We start from the raw sequence: 23,146 nt of genomic DNA, 5'->3' as shown, positions 1-23,146 counted from the left end.
TCGGCGTTTCCAGGTGCTTTGCAAGACAAATACGTAAGGAATGCTGACCTATTTCATCTTCGCAATAAAGCGTCGTTTAGAGGCTCTTGCGCGAAAGAAACAGAATGCCGGCGACGTCATGCGCGCCATCTTTGCGAATGGTCGCACGCGTCACCTCAAGCACCTCAAGCCCGGCCGTTTCGCAGAGACTGCGGACATAGGTCTCCGTATGAGCGTAGCGCAGCGACGGGCGCAGAACGAAACCCTCGGCGGAGCTGTTCCCCGCGCGGTCCTCCGCATCCTCGACGGAGAAGGCAAAAAGCCCTTTCGCCTGCAACAGATGCGGGACGATGGCAAAGACCGCCACGAGATCACCGAGATACATCAGGACGTCGGCCGCTGCCGCAAGATCTGCGCGATATTCGGGGCGATCCGGAGCGATCAGACCGGAGGCGACAAGCGCCTTGGAAAGATCGGCTTCCCCGAGGTGATCGTAAAGATGCTTCTCGGCCGCTTTCGCCAGCATGTTGGACGAGAGATCATAGCCCTCCAGCGTGCCCACCCGATGCCGGATTTCCGCGCCGAAGAGGCCTGTGCCGCAGCCGAGGTCGATGGCGTGCTCAAGTGTCGCGCCGCCCGTAAAGCGCTCCACCATCCCCGCCAGCCGTCCGGGCACCGTATATGCCAATCGCTCCACCAGAGCCGCATCGAACCGGTCCGCATAGTCGTCGAACAGTCGCGCGACATAGGCGCTGGGCGCCTGTCCGGGCACCTCACCGGCACCGAGAACGGCGCGCTTCAGGCGCGCGCCGAAAATGTCCTCGGGATTGAGATCGAGCACGCGGGCAAGCGACGCAACGGCCGCTTCGCGTTCTCCGGCCTTCTCCTCGTGGTCGGCAAGGCGAAACCAGCCGGCCGCCCAATCGGGCACCAACTCCAGCGCCTGCCGCATCAGGTCCGCCGCTTCCGCATGATCGCCGCTCGCCGCCAGCATCTGGGCATATTCGGCGCGCCGGTCGGCGATGAGGTCGCCGGAGGACAGTTGATGCGGGTTCATGACGGAGCTCCTGCGCCGGATGCCGGATGGCGAACGATGACATAGGCGGTCGCTGGATGCGTGAAAAGGGAATTCGCAGGGTTGCTCGGATGCGCCGCGATTCCGCCCACAATCCTTGCGACAGAAGGCCGTGACCGCTACATGCTGGGCAGGGACGTTCGAGCCCGGCGCAGATACGCGTGAGACAGCCCAGGGAGACGGATAGACATGGCGGATGGTGTGAACAGGTTTCTTGGCGATACGCCCGGCCGGGTGATCGTAAAGCTTCTGGTCCTGTCGCTGATCGTCGGCTTCCTCATGACCGTTTTCGGCTGGACGCCCTATGGCATCTTCCGCAGCATCCGCGATTTCTTCGTCGAGCTCTGGTACACCGGTTTCGATGCGCTCGGCGATGTCGGTGAGTACCTTCTGATCGGCGCCGCTGTTGTCGTTCCGATCTTCATCGTCCTCAGGCTCCTGAGTTTCCGCCGATAACATGCCCGTTTCCTCCGCGCAGAACCGTCGCACGCTCCTGAAGACGGCGGCCATCCTCACGCTGGCCGGTCTTGCCGGCTGTAGTACGACGTCGGTGCTGGCACCGCCCGGAGACGGGAGCGACCAGACTGAGGCGACGCTCGGCCTGATCAACGGTCTGCGCAAAGAGCGTGGCCTGAGCCCCCTGTCGCGCGATCCAGCCGCTGCGAGCGCCGCCCTTTCCCAGGCCGGCCGTATGGCGAAGGCGGGCAAGATGGCGCATCTGATCGGCATTACGGACAGCTTCGGCGGTCGTATGAAAAGCCAGTCGGTGGCCCTCCCGGCGGCCGAGAACATCGCGGTCGGTCAGGCCGATGCGCAAAAGGCCTATCTTGCCTGGCTGAACTCGCCGAAACATCTCGAAAACATGCTCGGACCCGGCTATTCAGGTCTGGGCGTTGCCGTCATGCGCAACCCCGCCTCCGGCAACCGGCCCTATTGGGCGATGGTGCTCTCCTCCGGCACCTGAGGGCCTTGGGAAACGCCACTGCATGACGTCGGGAGACGAACACATGCAGGCAGGCAGCATCGATCATGACGTAAGCGGCCTCGACCGGCAAGGGGCAGGTGCCTTCCACGTCACCAACCGGCTTATTCTGTCCATCGCCGTCCCCATGACGCTCGGCTTCCTCACGACGCCGCTTCTCGGCCTTGTCGATACCGCGGTGGTCGGGCGGCTTGGCGACGCCACGCTGCTCGCAGGCCTTGCCGTCGGGGCCGTGGTCTTCGACCTCATCTTCGTGACGTTCAATTTTCTCCGCTCGGCAACGACCGGGCTCGTGGCGCAGGCCTATGGCCGCGGTGACCGGCGCGAGGAGCAGACGGTGTTTTGGCGCTCGATGATCATCGCGCTGACGGCCGGCGTCGCGACCATTGCCGTGTCGCCGCTGCTCCTCTGGGCGGGGCTGAAGCTGCTCGATCCCGGCGATGCCGTGGCCGAGGTCACGCGCACCTATTTCCTCTGGCGCATCCTCGCCGCGCCCGCGTCCCTCGCCAACTACGCCATCCTTGGCTACGTGCTCGGTCGGGGCCAGGCGACGCTCGGCCTCCTGCTGCAGACGCTGATCAACGGCGTCAATATCGTCCTGTCGATCACGCTCGGGCTCTATATTGGCTGGGGCGTGGCCGGCGTCGCCATCGCCACGCTGACCGGCGAGGTGGTGGGTGCCCTTGTCGGATTCGCGCTCGTCGTCTCCCGCTTCGACCCCACGGCACGGCCAACATGGCGGGGGATCGCCGAGCGCGCCGGTCTGACGCGCCTCTTCGCGCTCAACCGCGACATCATGATCCGGTCCTTCGTGCTCCTCGCGGTCTTTCTGGTGATGACGCGGGTCGGCACGGCTTTCGGCCCCGTCACGCTCGCGGCCAATGCCGTGCTGATGACGATCTTCCTTGTGGCCGGCTATTACCTCGACGGCCTTGCCAATGCTGCCGAGCAGCTGATCGGCCGCGCCATTGGTGCAGGATACCGCCCGGCCTTCGAGCGCGCGCTGAAGATGACGGCCCTCTGGTGCTTTGGGCTCGCCGCGCTGACCACGCTCGGCTTCTTCCTGTTCGGAAACGACCTCGTCGATCTTCTGACCACGGCTCCGGATGTCCGCGCGATCGCTTACGACTACACGCCCTGGGCGGCGCTGACCGCGATGACGGGTGCGCTTGCCTTCCTCATGGACGGCGTCTTCATCGGCGCGACCTGGTCGCGTGATATGAGAAACATGATGCTGGCGGCGTTCGCGATCTATATTGCGGCGCTCTGCGCCCTCGTGCCGGTTTTCGGCAATCACGGCCTCTGGGCGGCGCTGAACCTGTTCCTGCTCTGCCGGGGCTTGCTGCTTCTGTCGCGCGTGCCCCGGCGGTCGGCTCAGACCTTCGCGGCCCAGTAGTCGGTTCGCGAATCCCGGATGTCGCGGATCGAGGCCAGGCCCTCGCGGTCGCAGATGCGCGACAGGCCGCGAACGATCCGGCCGGGAAGCGCTGGGCCTTCGTAGATCATACCGGAATAAAGCTGGACCAGATCGGCCCCGGCCCGGATCTTCTCCGCCGCCGTCTCGGAAGAATGGATGCCGCCGACGCCGATGATCGGCAGGTTGGGCCCGACGCGCTGGCGCATTTTCGCGAGCACGACGGTCGAGGGATCGAAGAGCGGCTTGCCGGAGAGGCCGCCGGCCTCCGCCGCTTGGGGCCCCTCGCTCAGTCCGGCGCGCGAGAGCGTCGTGTTGGAGACGATCAACCCGTCGAGCGGATGGGCGAGCGCTTCCGCGGCGATATCGTCCATGCCCTCGTCGCTGAGATCCGGCGCGATCTTCAGGAACACCGGCAACTTGCGTTTCAGCTTGCGCACCTCGATATCCCGCGCCTCCAGCACGGCGGTCAGCAGCGCCGACAGGCTTCCGCGTGCCTGCAGGTCGCGCAGGCCGGGCGTGTTGGGAGAGGAGATGTTGGCGGTGAAGTAGCGGGCAACGGGCGCAAAGCAGCGAATGCCGAGCACATAGTCGTTCACCCGATCGGTGCTGTCCTTGTTGGCACCGATATTGACGCCGATCAGCGGATCGGCCCGGCAAGCCTTCAGGCGCTCCAGCGCTGCGGCATGGCCCTCATTGTTGAAGCCCAGCCGGTTGATGACGGCCTCGTCGCGAACCAGCCGGAAGATGCGCGGCCGGTCGTTGCCTGCCTGCGGGCGCGGCGTCACGGTGCCGATTTCCGTGAAGCCGAAGCCGAGGCGCAGCAGCGCTTCCGGCACTTCGGCATTCTTGTCGTAGCCGGCAGCCATGCCGACCGGGTTGGGAAAACTGATGCCGGCCACCGACTGGCGCAGCCGCGGATCGGCCGGAGCCGCATGAGACGGCACTAGGCCGGACCGCAGGGCCTTGATGGAGAGCCCATGGGCCGTCTCCGGATCGGCGAGAAACAGCGCGCGTCGCGCCAGCGCTTCCAGATTGAGCCTCATGCGCGAAACTCCGGAAAAACGTGGGTGCCATCCGACGACAGCGGCAAGGGCTGCTCGGAGATCACGGCCGTCAGAGGAAGCGGGCCGTAGAGATGGGGAAACAGCGCTCCGCCTCGGGATGTCTCATAGACGAGTGCCTCGCCCAGTGCCTCGCCGTCGATGCCGACCAGCAGCAGATCGTCCTGCCCGGCAAAGTGCCGCCGCGCGGTTTCCTGTACCTGTTCGGCCGTGGAGAAATGAATGAAGCCATCGGCGAGATCGACCGGCGCGCCCTCGAACGTTCCGGCTGCCTGCGCGTTTCGCCACAGGGACGATGGCACGATTTTGTAGATGATGCCGGACATGGTGCTCGCTCCTCGTCTCTCTGGTTCGGGCCATGGCGCAGGGCGGCTCGATGGTCCGCAACGCTGGATCGACGGTGCCGGTCCGGACAGAACGGACAGGCCCTGATGCCGTGGACTTGCCGCAAAGCGCCGTAAAAGTCCACCACTCGTGTAACATGCGTGTCACAGATGCGCTCGACCAACAACGGCTCAAGGGAGATTTGCCGCCATGCTGAACCGTCGCCTTCCACCGCAGAGCTTGTCCCTTGCCGTCCTCGCGATGCTGGCGGGCATCGCACCGGCCCTTGCGCAGGAGCCGGCGCCCGGCCGCTACAGCATGCAGAAGACCGACACCGGCATCGCCCGCCTGGACACGCAAACGGGCGAGGTCACGCTCTGCCAGGAAAAGGACGGCGATCTCGTCTGCCGCATGGCCGCCGATGAGCGGACGGCCTATGACCTGGAACTCGATCTTCTCGAAAAGCGCGTGGAAACGCTGGAAAAAGCCGTGACAGACGCGCCAGCCGGCTTCTCCCCGCGACTGCCGACGCAGGAAGAGATTGACCAGACCATGGGCATTATGGATAGAATGATGCGCAGCTTCATGGGGATCGCCAGAGACTTCGGGCGCGAGTGGCAGGGGGAGGAGAAAACCCCGCCGGCGACCGAGCCCGAGGGCGATCTCCGCAAGACGTGATCCGGACGATCTCCGGAACGATAGGACATGAAGCCGGCTGACGGGTTGGAGGACCTGACGGCCGGTCGCTCGAGGAGGGAGCATCATGGCAATGGGAATGACCATCATCGTTGCAGACGACCACCCGCTCTTTCGAGGGGCGATGCGCCAGGCGCTTGCCGCCATGCCGGGTGCGCCCGATATCGTCGAGGCTGGCGATTTCGGCGCCGTGCGCGAGGCGGCCGCGCGCCACCCGGATGCCGATCTCCTGATGCTCGATCTGACCATGCCCGGCGTCAGCGGCTTTTCAGGCCTGATGGTGCTGCGCACGGAATTTCCTTCGCTGCCGATCCTCATCGTCTCCGCCCATGACGAGCCCGCCACCATCACCCGCGCGATCGATCTCGGCGCTTGCGGCTTTCTGTCGAAATCGGCGGGTATCGAGGATATCCGCGGCGCGATCGATACGGTGATCGCCGGCAATCTCTACACGCCGGACGGTTTCCGGCGCGGCATGAGCCACGAGCCCGATGTGGCCGACCTGATCCAGCGGCTGAACACGCTGACACCGCAGCAGTCCCGTGTGCTGGCCATGCTGGCGGAAGGGCTGCTCAACAAACAGATCGCCTATGAGCTCAGCGTGTCCGAGGCGACCATCAAGGCGCATGTCTCGGCCATTCTCCTGAAGCTCAACGTCGATAGCCGCACGCAGGCCGTCATCCAGCTCGGCAAGGTCACTGCCGTCGCGGCGTAGTCACTACGCCGTCGCGGCGGGATCATTCGGCCGCCGCCTTCGGCATCGCTGCCGAGCGCGTCAGCCAGGCCCGTAGCGCGGCGGGCCGCACCGGCTTGTTCTGCAGCGCGATCCCGTCTCGCTCGGCCGCAGCGCGCACCTCCACCGACCTGTCCGCCGTGATCAGGAGCGCCGGCACCTTGTGACCGCAGGCAGCCCGGATGTCGCGGATGGCGTCGATCCCCGTCGCGTGATCGAGATGGTAGTCGGCGATGATCGTATCCGGCATGTCGCCGATATCGCCCGACAGCCACGCATCTGCCGAAGCTGCGGTCATTACACGGCATCCCCAGTTTTCCAGAAGGCTGCGCATGCCTTCGAGGATCCGTGGCTCATTGTCGATGCAGAGCACGGCCAGCCCGTTCATCGGCGCGGCAGGACCGGAGGCCGCGATATCCGCAACGGCCCCCACTGGCCGCACCGCGCCCGCCTCGATCGGCAGCGTTACCCGGAACCGCGTGCCCTTGCCGGGGACCGACTGCAGATCGACGCCGTGATGCAGGACGCGCGAGATGCGGTCCACGATCGACAGGCCCAGTCCAAGGCCGGAGGCCGTCCGCGCGCCTTCCTCCAGTCGCGCGAACTCCTTGAACACCGTGCGGAATTTCGAGGCGGGAATGCCGATGCCGGAATCGATGACCTCAATGACCGCCTCCGCACCGCGGCGCCGCACCCCCACAAGCACGCGACCGCTCGGCGTGTATTTCACGGCGTTCGACACTAGGTTCTGCACCAGCCGGCGCAGGAGGTTCGGGTCGGTGCGAACGCTGAGCGAAGTCGGCATGACGGTGAGCGTCAGTCCCTTCGCCTTGGCCACGGGCGCAAAATCCGTCTCGATCCGCCGGAGGAAATCATCGAGCGGCACGGTCTGCAGTCGCGCCTTCATCGCGCCCGTGTCGAGCCGGGAAATATCGAGCACGGCACCGAGGATAGCCTCGACGGACTCCAGGGACGAGTCGATGTTCTGGACGAGAAGGCGGTTTTCGGAGGCGCCCAGCCGCTCGACCAGTGAGGAGGAATAGAGCCGCGCGGCGTTCAGCGGCTGCAGGATGTCGTGGCCTGCCGCGGCAAAGAAGCGCGTCTTGCCGTTGTTGGCCTCTTCGGCCGCCGCGCGCGCTTCCGCCACCTCGCGGTTCACCCGCGTCAGCTCTGCCGTGCGCTCGGCGACGCGCGCTTCCAGCGTTTCGTTGGCCTGCAGCAGCGCCATGTCGGCCGCGACCCGCTGGGTGATGTCGGTATAGGTGGTCACCAGCCCCTTGTCCGGCATTGCATTGCTGCGCACCTCGATGATCCGCTCGCCGCCCGAAAGGACCAGTTGAAACGGCTTGTCGAGGACCAGAAAGCTCGTCAGCAAGGCCGGTTCGCCATCGCGCACCCGGTCTCCCCGCTGCGTCAGGATCGCGACAATCTCCGACAGCGGAAAGCCCACCTGGCCCGAAGCCTCCGGCAGATCGAGCAGTTGCCGGAACCGGCGGTTCCAGATGATCAGGTGGTTGGAGCTGTCGAAGACGGCGATGCCCTGATCCATCTGCGAGAGCGCTGTCTGCAGCATATCCTGATTGTATTGCAGCGCTTCGCTCGCCTGATCGAGCAGAATAGCGGTGTCCGGCGAGGTATCGTCCAGCCGTTGCAGGACGAGCGACAGCACGAGGCGGGCCGAGGATGAGCCGATGGCGCTGCCGAGGATCTGCTCGGAGAAATGGATGAGCGCCATATCGGCCGGCTGCCCGTCTTCGAGCCGCCGCCCGCTCTTCTTCGCATAGGTCTCGAACGACCGCTGCATGCGCTCCTCGCCGAGATAGCGCGCGATGGTGCTTTTCAGGTCGAGCACGGTGATCTTGGTCTTGCGACCGCGAAAGGCGCGTTCCGTGCGCGACGCCCGGTGGATGAAGAACCCCGCTTGCAGCCGCTCCAGCGGCTTCGGCGACCGCGACAGCGAGAAGAGCACATAGGCGGTCGTGTTGAAGAGCAGGCTGAGCGCCGTGGCGTTGACCAGCGGATCGGCGGTCTGCGCGGTGAACATCTCGGCAAAGGGAAACAGGAAGCCGAGAATGGTCGCTGCGACCTGCGAATTGTCGGGACCGCCAAGGCTCGGCAGGAAGAGCAGGTAGGCCCAGACGAAGAAACCGATGGTCATGCCGGCAATGGCGCCGCGCGCATTCGCCTGCCGCCAGACGAGCCCGCCGAACATGGCCGGCGCCATCTGGGCGATGGCGGCGAAGGACAAAAGGCCGAGCGAGGCGAGACCGGCGCTCATGTCGGCCGCGCGATAATAGCCGTAGCCGAGCAGCAGCACGGCGAAGATCGCCGTCCGGCGAACGTTGAGCAGCGTGGCGCCGACATCCTTGGAGCGCCCACGCCCGGTCAGGTTTCGCCGCAGGAAGATCGGCATGACGATGTCGTTCGACAGCATGATCGACAGGGCGACGGAGGCGACGATGACCATGGCGGTCGCCGCCGAAAAACCGCCGATGAAGGCGACGAGCGTGAGAACCGGCAGATCGTGCGACAGCGGCAGCGTCAGGAGGTAAAGGTCGGCAACGCCGTTCCCCTGGAACGTCAGCATGCCCGCGATGGCAACCGGCAGCACGAAGAGATTGATGCCAACGAGATAGAGCGGAAACAGGATGCCCGCCATCCGCAGCTCGCCCGGCGTCCGGTTCTCCACCACCGTCACATGGAACTGCCGCGGCAGCATGATGATGGCGATGGCCGAGAGGAGGGTGAGCACGATCCACCGCGCCATCGGCGTGCTGTAGGTCAGGGCCTCCATGACGGCGCTGTTTTCCCGGGCGCGGGCCAGCATGTCGGCCGGGCCATCGAACAGGAAGAAGACGACGTAGAGCCCGACGGTGACCAGCGCCACGAGCTTGACGACGGATTCCATGGCGATGGCGAGGATCAGCCCGTCCTGATGCTCCGTCGCATCCGTATGGCGGGTGCCGAAGACGATGGCAAAGCAGGCGAGAAACAGCGTGACGAGCAGCGGCAGATCGATGAACGCCGTTCCGCTGTCGAGCCCGTAGGGCCGCGTGTCGACCAGCACGGCCATGGAGCTCGATACGGCCTTCAGCTGCAAGGCGATATAGGGAATGGCGCCGACCAGCGAAATCAGCGCGACGATGCCGGCGACCGTGGGGTTCTTGCCGTAGCGCGCCGCCATGAAATCGGCGACCGATGTCAGCTTCTGCGATTTGGCCAGCGTGGTGATGCGGCGGATGATCGGCAGGCCTACGGTAAACATGAGGATCGGGCCGATATAGATGCCGGTGAATTCCAGCCCCCGCTCTGCCGCAAGGCCGATGCCGCCGAAATAGGTCCAGCTGGTGCAGTAGATCGCCAGGCTGAAGGCATAGACGAGGGGCCGGCCACGGGCGGCAAGACCACTGGACGCCGCCTTGCGGTCGCCATAGGTGGCAACGGCAAAAAGAAGCAGCAGATAGGTGAATGCGGCCGCGAAGACGACCGTGCCGGATAGCATGGGTCCCTCCCTCTGCTTGCGTCCCTCGTGTCGAGCATAGGCCAAAGGCACGCCCAAGAGAATTGCCTTGGCTTTCGTCTTAAGTCGAAGCCCGGCTTGGATCGGAAAGCAGGGATCACGAAAGCGTGCGGTTACGGCTTTTCTTTCGCGAAGAGGGCGATAGGTTGTGTATCGGGGTCCGGAGCGTCCGGTGCACGTCAAAGGAGAGTTGGGATGTTGAACGAGTTCAAGCAATTTATCGCCCGCGGCAACGTGATGGATCTGGCCGTCGGTGTCATCATCGGCGCGGCCTTCAGCAAGATCGTCGACAGCGTCGTCAACGACCTCGTCATGCCGGTCGTCGGCGCGCTGACGGGCGGCGGCTTCGATTTCTCCAACTACTTCCTCGTCCTCAGCGGCAATGTGACGGCGACGACGCTGGCGCAGGCGCGCGAGCAGGGCGCCATCTTTGCCTACGGCAATTTCATCACCGTCTTCATCAACTTCCTCATCCTCGCCTGGATCATCTTCATGATGATCAAGGGTGTGAACAAGCTGCGCGCCTCCGTCGAGCGCGACAAGCGCGAGGGCAAGGAAGAGCAGGCTCCGCCGCCGGCAGACGTCCAGCTGCTGACCGAAATCCGCGACCTGCTGCGCGCACCGCGCGTTTAAGCCGATCCATCACGAAAATCGATCGGACGGCCAGCGATTATCGCGTGATCGTCCGGTCGAAAGGGTCTAGGACGTCCGGGTCGTCGTCAACCGGACCGCAGCCAGCCATGTCGTCATTCTCGTCGCTTCCCCAGTCTTCCCGCGGTTCAACCGCCGCCGCACCCGGCCTCAGCGCCCGGGCGCTCGCCGCACCGCAGAGCGGCATCGTCGAGGTCGTGAACTATGCGCGCGGTCGCGAAGGGCTCATTCCGCTCTGGGTGGGCGAGGGCGATCTGCCAACGCCGGACTTCATCTCGCAGGCGGCACGGGCATCCCTGACGGCGGGCGAGACCTTTTATACCTGGCAGCGCGGCATCCCCGAGCTGCGTCAGGCGATCGTCCGCTACTACGACCGGCACTTCAACAAGACGCTCGGCATGGACAATGTCTTCGTCACCGGCTCCGGCATGCAGTCGATCAAGCTCTCGGTCGAGGCCGTGGCTTCTCCGGGCGACGAGCTTCTTTACCTTACGCCGGCCTGGCCGAATTTCGCGGCCTCCGCCGAACTCTCCGGCGCCCGCGCCATCGGCGTGCCCCTGTCGTTCACGGATGGCAAGTGGCAGCTGGATCTCGGTCGTATCGAGGCGGCGATCACGCCACGCACCAAAGCGATCTTCGTCAACACGCCGTCGAACCCGACCGGCTGGACGGCAACGCAGTCCGATCTCGTCGCCCTTCTGGATCTCGCCCGCCGCCATGGGCTGTGGATCATCGCCGACGAAATCTACGCGCTCTACTTCTACGCCATGCCCGCGCGCCGTCCTTCCTCGACGTGATGGACGACGGGGATCGGATCATTTTCGTCAACTCGTTTTCCAAGAACTGGTCGATGACCGGCTGGCGGGCAGGGTGGATCATCGCTCCGGCAGAGATCGGACAGGCACTCGAGAACCTCATCCAGTATTCCACCTCCGGCGTTGCACCTTTCATCCAGGCCGGCGCCTGCGCGGCGCTCGATCACGGCGACGAATTCGCCCGCCAGAACGTCGTCAAGGCGACGATGTCGCGGGATATCCTCTGCGATGCGTTGATTGCGACGAACCGCGTGGAAACGCTGCGCCCGGATGGCGCCATCTATGCCTTCCTGAAGATCGACGGCATCACCGACGTGCGCGCGGCAGCGCTCGATATCGTCGATCGGACGTTGGTTGGCCTCGCACCCGGCACGGCGTTCGGTGCAGGCGGGGCGGGCTTCATGCGCGCCTGCTTCCTGCGCGATCCGCTGCACATCCGCACCGCAGCCGACAGGCTCGCGAGCTATATCGCCGCGCTCTGATCCCGGAATGCACCGAAGGGGCTCGAGGTTGTGTCAGGCCCCTGAATGGGGGCCCTGCGGCGCGAGAATTTCTTCTTCCCGCACGATGCTGTGGCGGATCAGCTGCATCCAGATCGCATCGTAGAATGCAGGATCGAGGCCGAGATCGGCGGCATGGCGGCGGACATTGGCGCGGACTTCATCGACGCGGCTTGGAATGTCGGCGGGAAGGCCGGCCTTCGTCTTGATCTCGCCCGCCCTGCCGATATAGCTCCAGCGTTCTGCCAGAAGCTGCATGAGGGTCTCGTCGAGCCGATCGATCTCCGTCCGGATATCCGCCATCGATTGGCATTCTGCCGCCGTCTTCATCGCTACCATCCTTCTCGCCATCCGCCGAAACGACCGGCGCGGTCGTAACGCATGTCGCCCGACACATGAACCGAGGCAAGGGGAAAATGATCCCGTGGCTGACGACGCGTGCCAGCTGTTGATGATAAGGAGGGAGGGGAATGCCGGCGGGCGGATCGGGGATCTGCATGGGTGCGGACATGCTGGATACCGTATGCCCGCCGGCATGTGCCAAGAGATATCGTCGCAATCTTGAGCGAAGCTGCAGCCTGGAAGCGAAAGACCAAGGGACGGAAATACCACGATCCGTAAAATTGTCCCGAACCGCTTAAGCCGATGCTGAGGGCCGTCGGCTATGGTCAGCCATCGACACCGTGCTTGCGGTGTCGCCTGATAGACTGTCCCGATTTTGAGCCGCAGGATCGTCCCGTCCTGCGGCCTTTTTTCGTCGGCCTTGCTGCCGTCCATATCCTGCCTATGATGCGCCGCATGATGCATGCCGCGCTGTCGGGTGCTGTGCCCGGACAGGAGAGACCATGGCGGAATTCGGCGTTCGGGATATGTCGGCCCCCCTCAAGCGCGTCCTCATGCGCCGCCCGGCGAAAAGCCTCATCGATGCCGACGCCGCCACGTGGCATTATGGTGCGGCTTTCGACGCTGAAAAAGCCATCCGTCAATATGGCGACTTTGCAAACCTTGTGGAGCAATCCGGTGCCGAGATCCTCTGGATCGAGGACAGAGGCGATGGTCTCGCCGATGCGATGTTCACGCAGGATCCCCTGTTGATGACGCCGCATGGTGCGGTCCTCCTGCGGCCGGGCAAGATCGAGCGACGCAAGGAGGTCGCGCTGCACGAAGCCGCCTGCAAGAAGGCAGGCATTCCGATTCTCGGCCGCATCGACGGCTTTGGTACGGTCGAGGGCGGCGATGTCGTCTGGCTGGATGTGGAAACGTTGCTCATCGGCCGGGGATTGCGCACCAATGACGAAGGCATAGCCCAGCTCGCGACGATTCTTTCCGCACAAGGCGTCGATGCCCTCAGCTACGACCTGCCGCTCTGGAATGGCGACGATGCCTGCTTCCACCTGTCTTCGATCGTCAGCCCCTTGAGGCGCGATCTGGCATTGGTCTTCGCGCCGCTTCTTCCCGTTGCGCTCTACCAGATCCTGCAGGAATGGGGCATCAGCCTCGTTGAGGCTCCCGCCGACGAATTCCATGCCAGCAACGGTGTCAGTCTCCAGGTTCTCGCGCTGAAGCCAGGGGAACTGGTGATGCTGTCAGGCTATCCGAAAACGCAGGCCGCGCTCGAAACAGCTGGCTGTACGGTTCAAACCTTCGAGGGCGACGCGCTCTGCGTGCCGTGCGAAGGTGGCCCGACCGGGCTGGTTTGCCCGCTCTTGCGCAGTGCCGGCTGAGGCGGCAAACGTCGTGCCTTGGCCTTCCGGCCACGTCCACGGATAGAGCGTGATTTGACTTTGGTTGCCGGGAATGGTTGTAAGGCCCGCATCGACGGAGCGCCGCAACGCGACCAAATCAACGGAGCGCCGGGACGCGACCACGTTGAACAAGCGCCGGGACGCGACCCGCAGGGAAGGACAGGCCCGTGAACGACGGGATCGGCAGAACAAGTCGCCGCCAGCCATGGCGGCAGGACCGCCAGGAATGGCGCCGGGCAGTGTGGGGAGCCTCGACCAGGCTTCTGGCGCTGTTCTGGCTGTTTGCCGCCGTGCTCGCGATGCCGCTCGTCGCATCTGCCCAGATCGTCGCGTCGGGAACCGGCGCATCCTTGCGACCGGGCGACGTCTCCGACCGTGAGAACAGGGATGGCCGCGCGGCCGATACCGCGCTCTCCCGTCAGGCTCTGCGGGCGGCCCAGCCGGCAGACATCCGGTTCACCGCCGAGCGCGTGGACGCAAAGCCCGTTCCCGGCGGTCCCGGCACATTCTTCCTGCCGGTCTTCCGCGCACCAACACTTCTTCATCCGGTCACCGTCAACGCCGCTTCAGGCCGCAGCCATCGTCTTGACGGCGGTGTCTCCGGGGCCGCCGAGGCCCGGGCGCCACCGGTTCGGGCGTCGTTCGGCCGCTGACGCGCCGGCCCCTTGCGCGTCATACCCTTTGCCTTCACGACCCGCCGCACCCATCAGGGGTTCAGGGCGGACGATATTGGAAACCCTTCATGCGCACATCGAAATGGGCCATTCTGGCCTATGTCGCGATTACCCTCTTCGGGATCATCGCGGCGCTTCCCAACGTTCTCTCGGTGGAAACGCAGCAGCGTTATGCCGCCTACCTCCCGGTCAAGCCGGTTACCCTCGGTCTCGACCTCAAGGGCGGCTCCCATCTCGTGCTCGAAGTCGATGCCGCCGGCCTGCGGCAGGCCCGGCTGAACACGCTTCTGGATGACATTCGCGGCGTGCTGCGCACCGAGCGCGTGCCCGTCTCCTCCGCCCGCATCGCCGGCGACGCCATCGTCGTCACGATCGCCGATGTGGACGCCCGCGGCCGCGTGGCTCCGAAGATCAACGCGCTCGCCGCTCCGGCAAGCCCGCTCGGTTTCGGCACGTCGTCTTCCGATATCGACGTCACCAGCACTGACGCCGCCATCACCGTGCGCCTGACCCAGGCCGGCCTCGACGAGCGCATGACGGCCGCCGTCGATCAGAGCCTCGAGATCATCCGCCGCCGCGTCGACCAGGTCGGCGTCGCCGAACCGCTCATCCAGCGCGTCGGCTCGGACCGCATCCTCGTCCAGCTGCCGGGTCTGCAGGACCCGACGCGCCTGCGCCAGCTTCTCGGCTCCACCGCCCAGATGAGCTTCCACATGGTCGACCAGACGGTCGATCCGAACGGTGTCGCGCCGCGCGGCGTCGATATCCTCGTCGGCGCCAACGATCCGGCGAAATATGCCGTCGAGACCCGCGTCGCCATTTCCGGCGAGCGTCTTGCCGACGCCAAGGCCGGCTTCAACCAGCAGACCAACGAGCCGATCGTCTCCTTCTCCTTCGACGCACAGGGCGCACGCCAGTTCGCCGAAATCACCCGCGACAATGTCGGCAAGCCCTTCGCCATCGTGCTCGACGGCAAGGTGCTGACGGCGCCCGTCATCCGCGAGCCGATCCTCGGCGGGCAGGGCCAGATCTCGGGCAACTTCACCGCCCAGGAAGCCACTGTTCTCTCCGCACTCCTGCGCTCGGGCGCTCTGCCGGCGCCGCTGACCATCATCGAGGAACGCTCCGTCGGCCCGAACCTCGGCTCCGACTCCATCCGCATGGGCATCTTCACCGGCATTGCCGGCTTCATCCTCGTCGTCACGCTCATGCTCGTGCTCTACGGCTCCTGGGGCATGATCGCCAATGTCGGCCTGCTGCTGCACACGATCCTGACGATCGGCGTGCTCGGCATGCTCGGCTCCACGCTGACGCTGCCCGGCATCGCCGGTATCATCCTCGGCATCGGCATGGCGGTCGACGCCAACATCCTCATCAACGCCCGTATCCGGGAAGAAACCGCAGCCGGTGCCGGCGCCATGAAGGCGCTCGATGTCGGCTTCAACAAGGCCTATGCCACCATCATCGACAGTAACGTCACGACGCTTGCGGGCACCGTGCTGCTGTTTGCCTTCGGCTCCGGCCCGGTCCGCGGCTTCGCCGTCACCATGATGCTCGGCATCGTCATCTCCATGTTCACCTCCATCACCGTCGTCCGCCTGATGATGCGCGAAGTGGTTGTGCGCCGGAAGATGAAGAAGCTCGACATCCCGTGGCTGTTCGGCAAGGTCCGGCATCTGCCGCACTTCTCCTTCATGCGCGGCCGCTACATCGCCATCGCGACGTCGGCCTTCCTGTCGATCAGCTCCATCATCCTGTTCTTCACACCGGGCCTGAACTACGGAATCGATTTCGTCGGCGGTATTCAGGTGGAGACCACGTCGAAGACGACGCTCGACCTGCCCAAGCTGCGCGAAAACCTCGAAGGCCTGAACCTTGGCGAAGTCGCGCTGCAGGAATTCGGCCAGGGCACCTCCGTTCTCATCCGCGTTCAGCGTCAGCCGGGCGGCGAGCAGGAACAGACGGTCGCGCTGAACGCCATCAAGGGCGCCGTCGCGAGCTCGATTCCGGATGCCTCGTTCGAGCGTACGGAAGTGGTGGGTCCGACGATCAGTGCGGAGCTTGCACGTTCCGGCTTCCTCGCCGTGTCGCTCGCCATGCTCGCCATCCTGATCTACATCTGGTGGCGGTTCGAATGGCACTTTGCCGTGGGCGCCATTGCGGTTCTGCTGCTCGACATCACCAAGACCATCGGCTTCTTCGCGCTGACGGGGATCGACTTCAACCTCACGGCCATCGCCGCGGTGCTGACGATGATCGGCTACTCCGTCAACGACAAGGTCGTGGTCTACGACCGCATGCGAGAAAACCTGCGCAAGTACAAGTCGATGCCGTTCTCCGAGCTGATCGACATGTCGATCAACCAGGTTCTCGCGCGATGTATCTTCACCTCCATGGCGACGGCCTTCTCGCTGGTCCCCATGGCCATCTGGGGCGGCGACGCGGTGAAGAGCTTCGCCTGGCCGATGATCTTCGGCGTCATCGTCGCGACCACCTCGTCGATTTATATCGGCGGTCCGATCCTGCTGTTCCTCAGCCGCTGGTGGAAGGACCGGGAAACGGCCCGCGCCGCTGGCCTCCCGGGAGAGCCGGTCAAGGGTTGAGGCATTTCCAGCCGCAGCGGGATCGCTGCGGCTCCGGGCCGTCCGCCCTGACAACGAAACGTCATGAAAATTTCACAGGGCGGTCCATCGGGCCGCCCTTTTTTCGTGCGAAGAACACACTAGATTCGTCGTGCCCACGGAAGTTCCTCCAGGCACGATCGAATCAGCATAGATTTCCGAATAATGGCGGAATATGGAATGAGACTATCGATAATGGCGTCTTTGAGAGTTATTTTGGAATGAGATTGCGCCAGACATGATTTTGTAATTGACTTCCGGTATAGACTGCATTAGTTTCAAATCATCCGCAGAGACCACGGTCGGCGGTATGTTTCCGGAAGGCCCGTTTGGAACGGGTAGAGCCAGGGGAGAGTGCATGTTCGACATTGACCGTACCGCTTCCCTCCGCGGCTCTCGTTCCCTGTGTCGTAAAGCAGTGGCAGACCGGTGGATGTGTTCGCTTTCGCGAATGTGACCCCGGCATAAACCATCAAGACTTGCGAAACTGACAGACACTCCCGCCTTTGGCGCGGAAGGAGCGTTCACTATGGAAAAGAACACCATCAACGCGAATGCGACCGCCAACCGGCAGGTCATTGAGATCAACGGCGAAGCTGTTGGCGTGGTCGTACCCGATGCCGGCACGCTGAAGTTCGTCGCCGTGAAGTACCATGTCTGGGAACTCGACGCGCAGCGCTTCGCCACCGCAGACGCTGCCCGCCATGCGGTCGTCACCCATCTCGCCGGTGCTCGTGCACGGCCCAGCCGACTGGCGGAAATGGCCGCCTGATACGGGCTGCCATGCTCCCGACCCATATTCTTGCTGCTTTCCCGGTAAAAACCTCACTCCGGGGTGAGCTGCCTATGTCTGGAATGCGCCAAACGTGATAGTGTGGCGTGGCAGCACGCCTGAATTGTCGGGTGTAGGCCTCTCAGGACGAGCACGCGGAATGTTGACGAAAAAGGGTAAGTACGGATTAAAGGCGCTGGTTGATCTGGCGCATCTGGATCCGGGTGAGACGGCGTTCATCACCGAAATTGCGACCCGCAACAATATTCCCAAGAAGTTTCTCGACGCCATCCTGCTCGAACTGCGCAATGCCGGCTTCCTGAAGTCGAAGAAGGGGCCGGGCGGCGGCTATTCGCTGTCGCGTCCCGCAGCCCAGATTCGCATCGGGCAGGTGGTGCGCACGCTGGACGGCCCGCTGGCGCCGATCCGCTGTGCCAGCCGCACGGCCTACGAGGTCTGCGACGATTGCAACGACCCCGAAACCTGCGAAGTGCGCCGCTCGATGACCATCGTGCGGGATGCGATGGCCGATATCCTGGATTCGATGACGCTCGAGGATTTCATCGCCAACCCCGAAAAGCACCGCGTGGCGCTGCCGGACGAAACGGTGGTCCAGCGCGTCAGCTGAGCTTTTTGCACGGCGCCGCACAGGGGCGCTTTTACCGAGACGCAGCGATGTGGCTGACTTGGTACGTTGAGGTTTACGCGTTGATCTTTCCCCGCGCAGGGAGTAACCCGCGTTGAGATTGCCGGGAGAGATACAATGAGCCTTAGATCGATCGATGCCAGCCTGACTGAGGACAGCGCGATTCTCGACTCCATCGGACGCTCGCTTGCCACCACGGTCGATGGCGTCAATGCGCTCGCCACCAGCTTTGCCAATGATGCGGTCTTCGCGCGCAATCTGGCCGATGCCGTGACGCTGATTGCCGATCGCAACGGCCGTGTCGTCGTCTCCGGCGTCGGCAAGAGCGGGCATATCGGCCGCAAGATCGCGGCCACCATGGCATCCACGGGAACGTCAGCCTATTTCGTGCATCCGACGGAAGCCAGCCACGGCGATCTCGGCATGATCACCTCGGACGATCTGCTCATCCTGCTGTCGTGGTCGGGCGAAACGGTCGAGCTCGGCAACATGCTGGCCTATGCCCAGCGCTTCAAGGTGCCGGTGATCTCGCTGACGTCGAACCGCGACAGCCTGCTCGCCCGCCATTCCACCGTGCCGATCGTCATTCCCAAGGTCAATGAAGCCTGCCCGCACGGACTGGCGCCAACCACCTCGGCGCTTCTGCAACTGGCCGTCGGCGACGCGCTGGCGATAGCACTTCTGGAGCGTCGCGGCTTCTCGGCCGAGGATTTCAAGACCTTCCATCCCGGCGGCAAGCTCGGCGCGCAGCTTCTGCTCGTCGGCGAACTCGCACATCGCAGCGACGCCATGCCGCTTCTGCCGCTCGGCGCGCAGATGGGGCAGGCGCTGATCGAGATGTCCTCCAAGGGCTTCGGCGTCGTCGGCGTCGTTGGCAAGGACGGCAAACTTGCGGGCGTCATCACCGATGGCGACTTGCGCCGCCATATGTCGGACGGTCTCCTGCAACAGACGGTCGAGGCGATCATGTCGGTCAAGCCGCGCGTGATCTCGCCGCAGCTGCTGGCAAGCGCTGCCATGCAGGTCATGCAGTCGAGCAAGGTCACGGTGCTTTTCTTGGTCGATGAAACCGAGACGCCGGTCGGCATTCTGCACATTCACGACCTGCTGCGCGCCGGCGTCGCGTGACGGTTAAGGTCGCGGTCGTTTGACCGGGTGCTTGCGCGGCGGCGGATCGACGAAGGCATCCGGCTCGTTGACATCGCGCGCGAGAAGACGGGCAGCGATTGCCTCCGCACCGGCATCCGTCCCGGTCTTCGAATAGAAATTTCCCCGAACCTGGATGGCGGCTGCGACGAGCCGGAAGAAGGCCGAGCAGACATCGGCATCCGGCAGACGCGGCGCGCACCAGAAGGCGTCGAGGGGCTGTTGATCCGTCAGCCTGTCGATGTCGAACATCGCGACGCCCAGTACCTTCACCGGCTTGCGTTGCTGCAGCGCATGCAGCCCGACGGTGGAGTTGACGGTCACGATGCCGGCGCTGAGGCCGATCAAGACAGCAAGGTCTCCGCCATCGAGAAACGAGACGCGTGAACCGAGCCCGAGGGCCGCAGCCTTTCGCGCGATCGTCCCGGCCCAGTCGACAAGGCCGTTGTCGAGCGGATGGATCTTCACCAAGAGCCGTGCGTCAGGTGCGGCAAAACGCGAAAACGACGTCAGGACCTCGTCGATCGCCTGCTGCTGGTCGTGATAGGGCGAATGCGCCCGAAGCTGGAAATCCGTCTGCAGTTGCAGGGGAAAGATGAACAGGGGGCCGTGTCCCGCTTCGAGAGCCGAGATCGTCGCCTGCGCTTCCCGTAGGCGCCGTTTCTCCTGCACGAGCCTGAGGATCCACCCTCCATATTCCAGCAGCGGATGGTAGAGCGCGTGGCGGCGATAATGCGGGTAGAGGAACCACAGAAACGCATTTGGCAGATTGTAGAGCAGGTCGTAGGCGGCTTCCGCCAGAAACGTCTGGGTATAGCGGCGCGTCCAGTCGGGTTCGGGCACGTCACGGGCTGCCCGCAGGATATGGTCGGGATCATCCGGAAAGTGCGAGTTGGTCGACATGCCGTCGCGCTCGAGCGTCAGCCAGTCCGGTCGCAGGTACCCCATTTCGATCACGTAGATGTCGATCGAGAGCCGCTTCGCAGCCTGCGTCGCCACCCGGTGGTAGGGGCGTTCCTCGCCCAGAAGGACGAGGTCGGTCACGCCGTGGCGCGTCAGAAAATCGGCAATCCAGCCGGCCCACGCCTCCGGGCGCCCCCGAAACGCGTATCCTCCGCGCCGGCGCCAGAAGATCCGGTCGCCGATATTGAGGTTCACCCGCAGGCAGGCATGCCCCTCAGCTTCCAGCCGGTCGGCGATCTTCATGAAGAGCGGCGACGACGGTCCTTCGAGAAACAGGAACACCCGCTGTGTCGTGCCGGATGCGTGCGTGCCGCCAAGGGTCATCGCCGCCTAGTCCAGCTCGTCCTTGTGAAGGTTCGCATGCTTCAGCATGGCCTTCAGCAGGTTCCAGGGCTCTTCGTTGCGCGGGAACACGGGCCCCTGCTGCAGCGTGCGGGCCGCCGCCAGCGGCGTGATGAAATAATCGGTGCGCGGGTCCGGGAAGGGGTCGGCGAAGGATTTCAGCAGCGGCGCATGGTCGCCGTAGAACACGAGCCAGACCGGCCGGTCGAGCTTGTTCAGATGATCGACCAGTTGGCCGAGCGCCCTGTCCGACTGCTGCAGGATCTCCAGATAGATACTGACGGGATCGCTATAGCCGGGAACGCGGCCGGGCTCCCACGGGCCGTGATTGGCCATGGAGGCGACGAAGATGAAGCTGCCCTTGTCGTCCTTTTGCTTGTCCACCGCCTCGATCACCTTGCGCGTCAGCGCGGTATCGGAGACATAGGGCCCGTCGCGCGCCGGATCGTGATCGAAAGCGTCCAGCATCGTCATCTCCTCGAAGCCGAGCAGCGGCATCGCCTTGTGGCGGAGGAAAAACGTGCGGTCGTAGGGGTGGATGAAGTGCGTCCGCCAGCCCGCCTTCTTGAGCTTGGTCGGCCACACCACATCGGTGTAGTGCCGCGCCCGGAGATAGGGGTAGCTGGCATCCACATGAATATCGTCGGGCTGCAGCCCGCTCAGAACGGCAAATTCGGTGCGCAGCGTATACCCACCCTCGAACACCGTCGCGATGCGTCCCCACTGCGTGGAGAGCTTCTGCAACCGGTCGATGGTCGGAAGGCGAATGGAGTTGACGCCGTAATGGCGCATGTCGAGGAAGGACTCCGACTGCCAGACGACGACGAGCGGCGCCTTGTTCTCCGCATCATGCCCGATGAGGTCGTTGACGGCGGCGAAGAAGGCGCCGGATAGCTCGTTGACGATCTTCTCCCGGCGGACGCCGAGCCAGATGATGAAGTGGAACACGACGGAGGAGAAGGTGCCGAAACGGACGGTGCTGACCTTGGCATCGGGCTTGCCGACGAGCCGCTGCACGAGGTCCGCCGTCGGTGTGTTGACCGGGCCCCAGAAGAGCGAGATCCAGGGCAGCGCGGCGGCGATGACCATCACCACGACATAGAACGGCTCGGCATGGTTCGGGAGCACGTTCGGCTCGAAATACATGTAGAGGCCGGACACGCCGAAGACATAGCCGAAAGCGACGAACCAAAAGACGATGTTCAGGGAGTTCGCATAGAAGATCGACTTGTATTTGAAGACATCCGCCACCAGCGCGATGTCGGAAAACACCAGGGGTTCGCGGATGAACCGGAACTTGGCGCGCGAGATCGCGGTGAAGATGATGAAGAAGCTCATGCAACCAGCAGCACCATACAGCGGGCGCCAGGAGATGGCGAAGAAGAACGCATAGATGATGGCGACGACCGGCATGCGGGCTATGCCGTCGCGCAGCCCGTGCCACACAGTCCTGTTTGCCGGCATGTTGCGGCGACGCTCGCGCGCGGGCAGAGCGAACCTGTCGGTGAACCACGCAACGAGGAACGAGAGCGTGAAGCAGACGAGGATCAACGAGACCGGATGATCGTGAAGCTGGAGCGATGTCGACGGCAAACGAAACCCTTCAATATCGCGGCGTGAGCGCCGTCACGTCGCGCCCGAGTTCTAGAGGCAATCACGATGGGTGACAAGCGTTGTCACGGTTCCGTTACTCTCTGTAGGCGGCGAATCTGCCGGTCGAAGTGCCAGTCGATGAGGGGGCGCACGAGCGGAGCGAGCCTCCCGAGCGCGAGAAGCGTCAGCCCGAAATAGATGTCGAAGCGCCCGCGATCGAGTGCCAGCACCATGTGGGTCGCCACCTGCTCGGCGCTCCAGGGCTTGACCTGACCCATGATCACCTCGGCTTCCGCCGGACGTGCCGCGCGTTCTCGCTCCAGTTGTGGCGTTTGGGTATCGGGCGGGAAGCAGATGGAGACCGTGACGCCCCTAGGCTTTGCTTCCGATCGCAAGGCCTCGGCAAAACCCCGCAGCGCGAATTTCGATGCGCAATAGGCGGCATATCCGGGAATGCCGATCAGCCCCGCGCCGGATGAGACGAGCATGATACGCCCCCGTCCGCGTGCGCACATCTGCGCATAGACGGCACGGACCGCATGGACGGAGCCGGACAGGTTGACGGCGATCTGGCGATCGAAGTCGGCTTCCGTCTGGTCTTCGAAAGGGGATGGCTCCACAATGCCGGCCGAGCAGATCAGGATGTCGCAGGGACCGGCTTCCGCCTCGCAGGCGCGGATCGCCGCGCCGACGGCGTCCGCATCCGCGACATCCGCCGCGGCGATGTGAACGCGCCCTTCGTTTCCCTCGCGCAGTGCGATTTGCGCCGCTTCGAGCGCTGCCGTGCCGCGCGCGATGAGAGAAACGCGATAGCCGCGACCAACATAGATCCGTGCCACGGCGAGGCCGATACCGCTCGATCCACCGGTGATGACCACATGTGTCATGCGA

General features: G+C 64.2%; 19 protein-coding genes and 2 pseudogenes. 13 read left to right on the top strand and 8 right to left on the bottom strand.

Annotated features, from left to right (window positions below):
- Positions 1-76: 76 nt before the first annotated feature.
- Entirely contained in the window at positions 77-1,036 is a 960-nt protein-coding gene (locus C8J33_RS09905; protein WP_132663958.1) for a methyltransferase domain-containing protein, read from the bottom strand.
- A gap of 207 nt (positions 1,037-1,243) precedes the next feature.
- Between C8J33_RS09905 and C8J33_RS09900 the strand changes: the two genes are divergently transcribed.
- Genes C8J33_RS09900 through C8J33_RS09890 form a run of 3 tightly spaced genes read left to right on the top strand, consistent with a single transcriptional unit; the run spans position 1,244 to position 3,432 of the window.
- Entirely contained in the window at positions 1,244-1,510 is a 267-nt protein-coding gene (locus tag C8J33_RS09900; RefSeq protein WP_132663956.1) for a DUF6460 domain-containing protein, read from the top strand.
- 1 nt (position 1,511) lies between these two features.
- Positions 1,512-2,018, top strand: coding sequence for a CAP domain-containing protein (locus C8J33_RS09895; protein WP_132663954.1), 507 nt, complete (start codon positions 1,512-1,514; stop codon positions 2,016-2,018).
- Positions 2,019-2,061: 43 nt separating this feature from the next.
- Entirely contained in the window at positions 2,062-3,432 is a 1,371-nt protein-coding gene (locus C8J33_RS09890; protein WP_132663952.1) for an MATE family efflux transporter, read from the top strand.
- On the opposite strand, the gene C8J33_RS09885 is transcribed toward C8J33_RS09890, so the two are convergent.
- On the bottom strand, positions 3,411-4,496 hold the full coding sequence (locus tag C8J33_RS09885) for a quinone-dependent dihydroorotate dehydrogenase (RefSeq protein ID WP_132663950.1): 1,086 nt from the start codon (positions 4,494-4,496) through the stop codon (positions 3,411-3,413). The two genes, C8J33_RS09890 and C8J33_RS09885, sit on opposite strands and share 22 nt — an antisense overlap.
- A complete protein-coding gene (locus tag C8J33_RS09880; protein ID WP_132446133.1) occupies positions 4,493-4,840 on the bottom strand; it encodes a DUF952 domain-containing protein in 348 nt (115 codons plus the stop codon). The genes C8J33_RS09885 and C8J33_RS09880 overlap by 4 nt, the downstream gene beginning before the upstream one ends.
- Before the next feature lie 208 nt (positions 4,841-5,048).
- On the opposite strand from C8J33_RS09880, the gene C8J33_RS09875 reads away from it, so the two are divergent.
- Both C8J33_RS09875 and C8J33_RS09870 read left to right on the top strand, forming a co-directional pair.
- Positions 5,049-5,516: a hypothetical protein gene (locus C8J33_RS09875; protein ID WP_422037830.1), complete on the top strand. Its 468-nt coding sequence runs from the start codon at positions 5,049-5,051 to the stop codon at positions 5,514-5,516.
- An 85-nt stretch (positions 5,517-5,601) separates the two neighbouring features.
- Positions 5,602-6,249: a response regulator transcription factor gene (locus tag C8J33_RS09870; RefSeq protein WP_110727072.1), complete on the top strand. Its 648-nt coding sequence runs from the start codon at positions 5,602-5,604 to the stop codon at positions 6,247-6,249.
- Between the two features lie 22 nt (positions 6,250-6,271).
- On the opposite strand, the gene C8J33_RS09865 is transcribed toward C8J33_RS09870, so the two are convergent.
- Entirely contained in the window at positions 6,272-9,769 is a 3,498-nt protein-coding gene (locus C8J33_RS09865; protein WP_132663948.1) for a PAS domain-containing hybrid sensor histidine kinase/response regulator, read from the bottom strand.
- Between the two features lie 213 nt (positions 9,770-9,982).
- On the opposite strand from C8J33_RS09865, the gene mscL reads away from it, so the two are divergent.
- Together mscL and C8J33_RS09855 are read left to right on the top strand one after the other, a co-directional pair.
- The gene (gene mscL / locus C8J33_RS09860; RefSeq protein WP_110732979.1) at positions 9,983-10,420 is read left to right on the top strand and encodes a large conductance mechanosensitive channel protein MscL; all 438 of its coding nucleotides are present in this window, start codon (positions 9,983-9,985) and stop codon (positions 10,418-10,420) included.
- Positions 10,421-10,527: 107 nt separating this feature from the next.
- A pseudogene (locus C8J33_RS09855) lies at positions 10,528-11,735 on the top strand (pyridoxal phosphate-dependent aminotransferase).
- 33 nt (positions 11,736-11,768) lie between these two features.
- On the opposite strand, the gene C8J33_RS09850 reads toward C8J33_RS09855, so the two are convergent.
- Complete coding sequence (locus C8J33_RS09850; protein ID WP_132663946.1) at positions 11,769-12,083, bottom strand: chorismate mutase family protein; 315 nt, start codon at positions 12,081-12,083, stop codon at positions 11,769-11,771.
- Between the two features lie 515 nt (positions 12,084-12,598).
- Between C8J33_RS09850 and C8J33_RS09845 the strand changes: the two genes are divergently transcribed.
- The 6 genes from C8J33_RS09845 to C8J33_RS09820 all read left to right on the top strand — a co-directional run bounded on the left by C8J33_RS09845 (position 12,599) and on the right by C8J33_RS09820 (position 19,339).
- On the top strand, positions 12,599-13,477 hold the full coding sequence (locus C8J33_RS09845) for a dimethylarginine dimethylaminohydrolase family protein (RefSeq protein WP_132663944.1): 879 nt from the start codon (positions 12,599-12,601) through the stop codon (positions 13,475-13,477).
- A 188-nt stretch (positions 13,478-13,665) separates the two neighbouring features.
- The gene (locus C8J33_RS09840; RefSeq protein WP_132663942.1) at positions 13,666-14,151 is read left to right on the top strand and encodes a hypothetical protein; all 486 of its coding nucleotides are present in this window, start codon (positions 13,666-13,668) and stop codon (positions 14,149-14,151) included.
- Between the two features lie 89 nt (positions 14,152-14,240).
- Entirely contained in the window at positions 14,241-16,775 is a 2,535-nt protein-coding gene (secD, locus tag C8J33_RS09835; protein ID WP_132663940.1) for a protein translocase subunit SecD, read from the top strand.
- Between the two features lie 547 nt (positions 16,776-17,322).
- Complete coding sequence (locus C8J33_RS09830; protein WP_132663938.1) at positions 17,323-17,565, top strand: hypothetical protein; 243 nt, start codon at positions 17,323-17,325, stop codon at positions 17,563-17,565.
- A gap of 160 nt (positions 17,566-17,725) precedes the next feature.
- The gene (locus C8J33_RS09825) at positions 17,726-18,193 is read left to right on the top strand and encodes an RrF2 family transcriptional regulator (protein ID WP_132663936.1); all 468 of its coding nucleotides are present in this window, start codon (positions 17,726-17,728) and stop codon (positions 18,191-18,193) included.
- Between the two features lie 135 nt (positions 18,194-18,328).
- Positions 18,329-19,339: a KpsF/GutQ family sugar-phosphate isomerase gene (locus C8J33_RS09820; RefSeq protein ID WP_110800164.1), complete on the top strand. Its 1,011-nt coding sequence runs from the start codon at positions 18,329-18,331 to the stop codon at positions 19,337-19,339.
- On the opposite strand, the pseudogene C8J33_RS09815 reads toward C8J33_RS09820, so the two are convergent.
- The 3 genes and pseudogenes from C8J33_RS09815 to C8J33_RS09805 form a co-directional block, all read right to left on the bottom strand.
- A pseudogene (locus C8J33_RS09815) lies at positions 19,309-20,644 on the bottom strand (capsule biosynthesis protein). The gene C8J33_RS09820 and the pseudogene C8J33_RS09815 sit on opposite strands and share 31 nt — an antisense overlap.
- Before the next feature lie 6 nt (positions 20,645-20,650).
- Entirely contained in the window at positions 20,651-22,255 is a 1,605-nt protein-coding gene (locus C8J33_RS09810; protein WP_132663932.1) for an LTA synthase family protein, read from the bottom strand.
- A gap of 83 nt (positions 22,256-22,338) precedes the next feature.
- Positions 22,339-23,142 (bottom strand): SDR family oxidoreductase, encoded by an 804-nt coding sequence (locus tag C8J33_RS09805; RefSeq protein ID WP_132663930.1) that lies wholly within the window; start codon positions 23,140-23,142, stop codon positions 22,339-22,341.
- Positions 23,143-23,146 lie beyond the last annotated feature (4 nt).

The sequence above is a fragment of the Rhizobium sp. PP-CC-3G-465 genome, assembly GCF_004343445.1.
GTDB classification, from domain to species: Bacteria; Pseudomonadota; Alphaproteobacteria; order Rhizobiales; family Rhizobiaceae; genus Ferranicluibacter; species Ferranicluibacter rubi.
Note: the sequence above shows the minus strand (reverse complement) of the source record. Positions and strands in the feature narration are given on the sequence as shown.

Bases quoted from the DNA above. Each gene is read 5' to 3' on its own strand.
- C8J33_RS09895 (WP_132663954.1), top strand. From the start codon at position 1,512: ATGCCCGTTTCCTCCGCGCAGAACCGTCGCACGCTCCTGAAGACGGCG.
- mscL (WP_110732979.1), top strand. From the start codon at position 9,983: ATGTTGAACGAGTTCAAGCAATTTATCGCCCGCGGCAACGTGATGGAT.
- C8J33_RS09905 (WP_132663958.1), bottom strand. From the start codon at position 1,036: ATGAACCCGCATCAACTGTCCTCCGGCGACCTCATCGCCGACCGGCGC.
- C8J33_RS09865 (WP_132663948.1), bottom strand. From the start codon at position 9,769: ATGCTATCCGGCACGGTCGTCTTCGCGGCCGCATTCACCTATCTGCTG.
- C8J33_RS09870 (WP_110727072.1), top strand. From the start codon at position 5,602: ATGGCAATGGGAATGACCATCATCGTTGCAGACGACCACCCGCTCTTT.
- C8J33_RS09900 (WP_132663956.1), top strand. From the start codon at position 1,244: ATGGCGGATGGTGTGAACAGGTTTCTTGGCGATACGCCCGGCCGGGTG.
- secD (WP_132663940.1), top strand. From the start codon at position 14,241: ATGCGCACATCGAAATGGGCCATTCTGGCCTATGTCGCGATTACCCTC.
- C8J33_RS09805 (WP_132663930.1), bottom strand. From the start codon at position 23,142: ATGACACATGTGGTCATCACCGGTGGATCGAGCGGTATCGGCCTCGCC.
- C8J33_RS09880 (WP_132446133.1), bottom strand. From the start codon at position 4,840: ATGTCCGGCATCATCTACAAAATCGTGCCATCGTCCCTGTGGCGAAAC.
- C8J33_RS09850 (WP_132663946.1), bottom strand. From the start codon at position 12,083: ATGAAGACGGCGGCAGAATGCCAATCGATGGCGGATATCCGGACGGAG.
- C8J33_RS09885 (WP_132663950.1), bottom strand. From the start codon at position 4,496: ATGAGGCTCAATCTGGAAGCGCTGGCGCGACGCGCGCTGTTTCTCGCC.
- C8J33_RS09890 (WP_132663952.1), top strand. From the start codon at position 2,062: ATGCAGGCAGGCAGCATCGATCATGACGTAAGCGGCCTCGACCGGCAA.
- C8J33_RS09825 (WP_132663936.1), top strand. From the start codon at position 17,726: ATGTTGACGAAAAAGGGTAAGTACGGATTAAAGGCGCTGGTTGATCTG.
- C8J33_RS09820 (WP_110800164.1), top strand. From the start codon at position 18,329: ATGAGCCTTAGATCGATCGATGCCAGCCTGACTGAGGACAGCGCGATT.
- C8J33_RS09830 (WP_132663938.1), top strand. From the start codon at position 17,323: ATGGAAAAGAACACCATCAACGCGAATGCGACCGCCAACCGGCAGGTC.
- C8J33_RS09875 (WP_422037830.1), top strand. From the start codon at position 5,049: ATGCTGAACCGTCGCCTTCCACCGCAGAGCTTGTCCCTTGCCGTCCTC.
- C8J33_RS09845 (WP_132663944.1), top strand. From the start codon at position 12,599: ATGGCGGAATTCGGCGTTCGGGATATGTCGGCCCCCCTCAAGCGCGTC.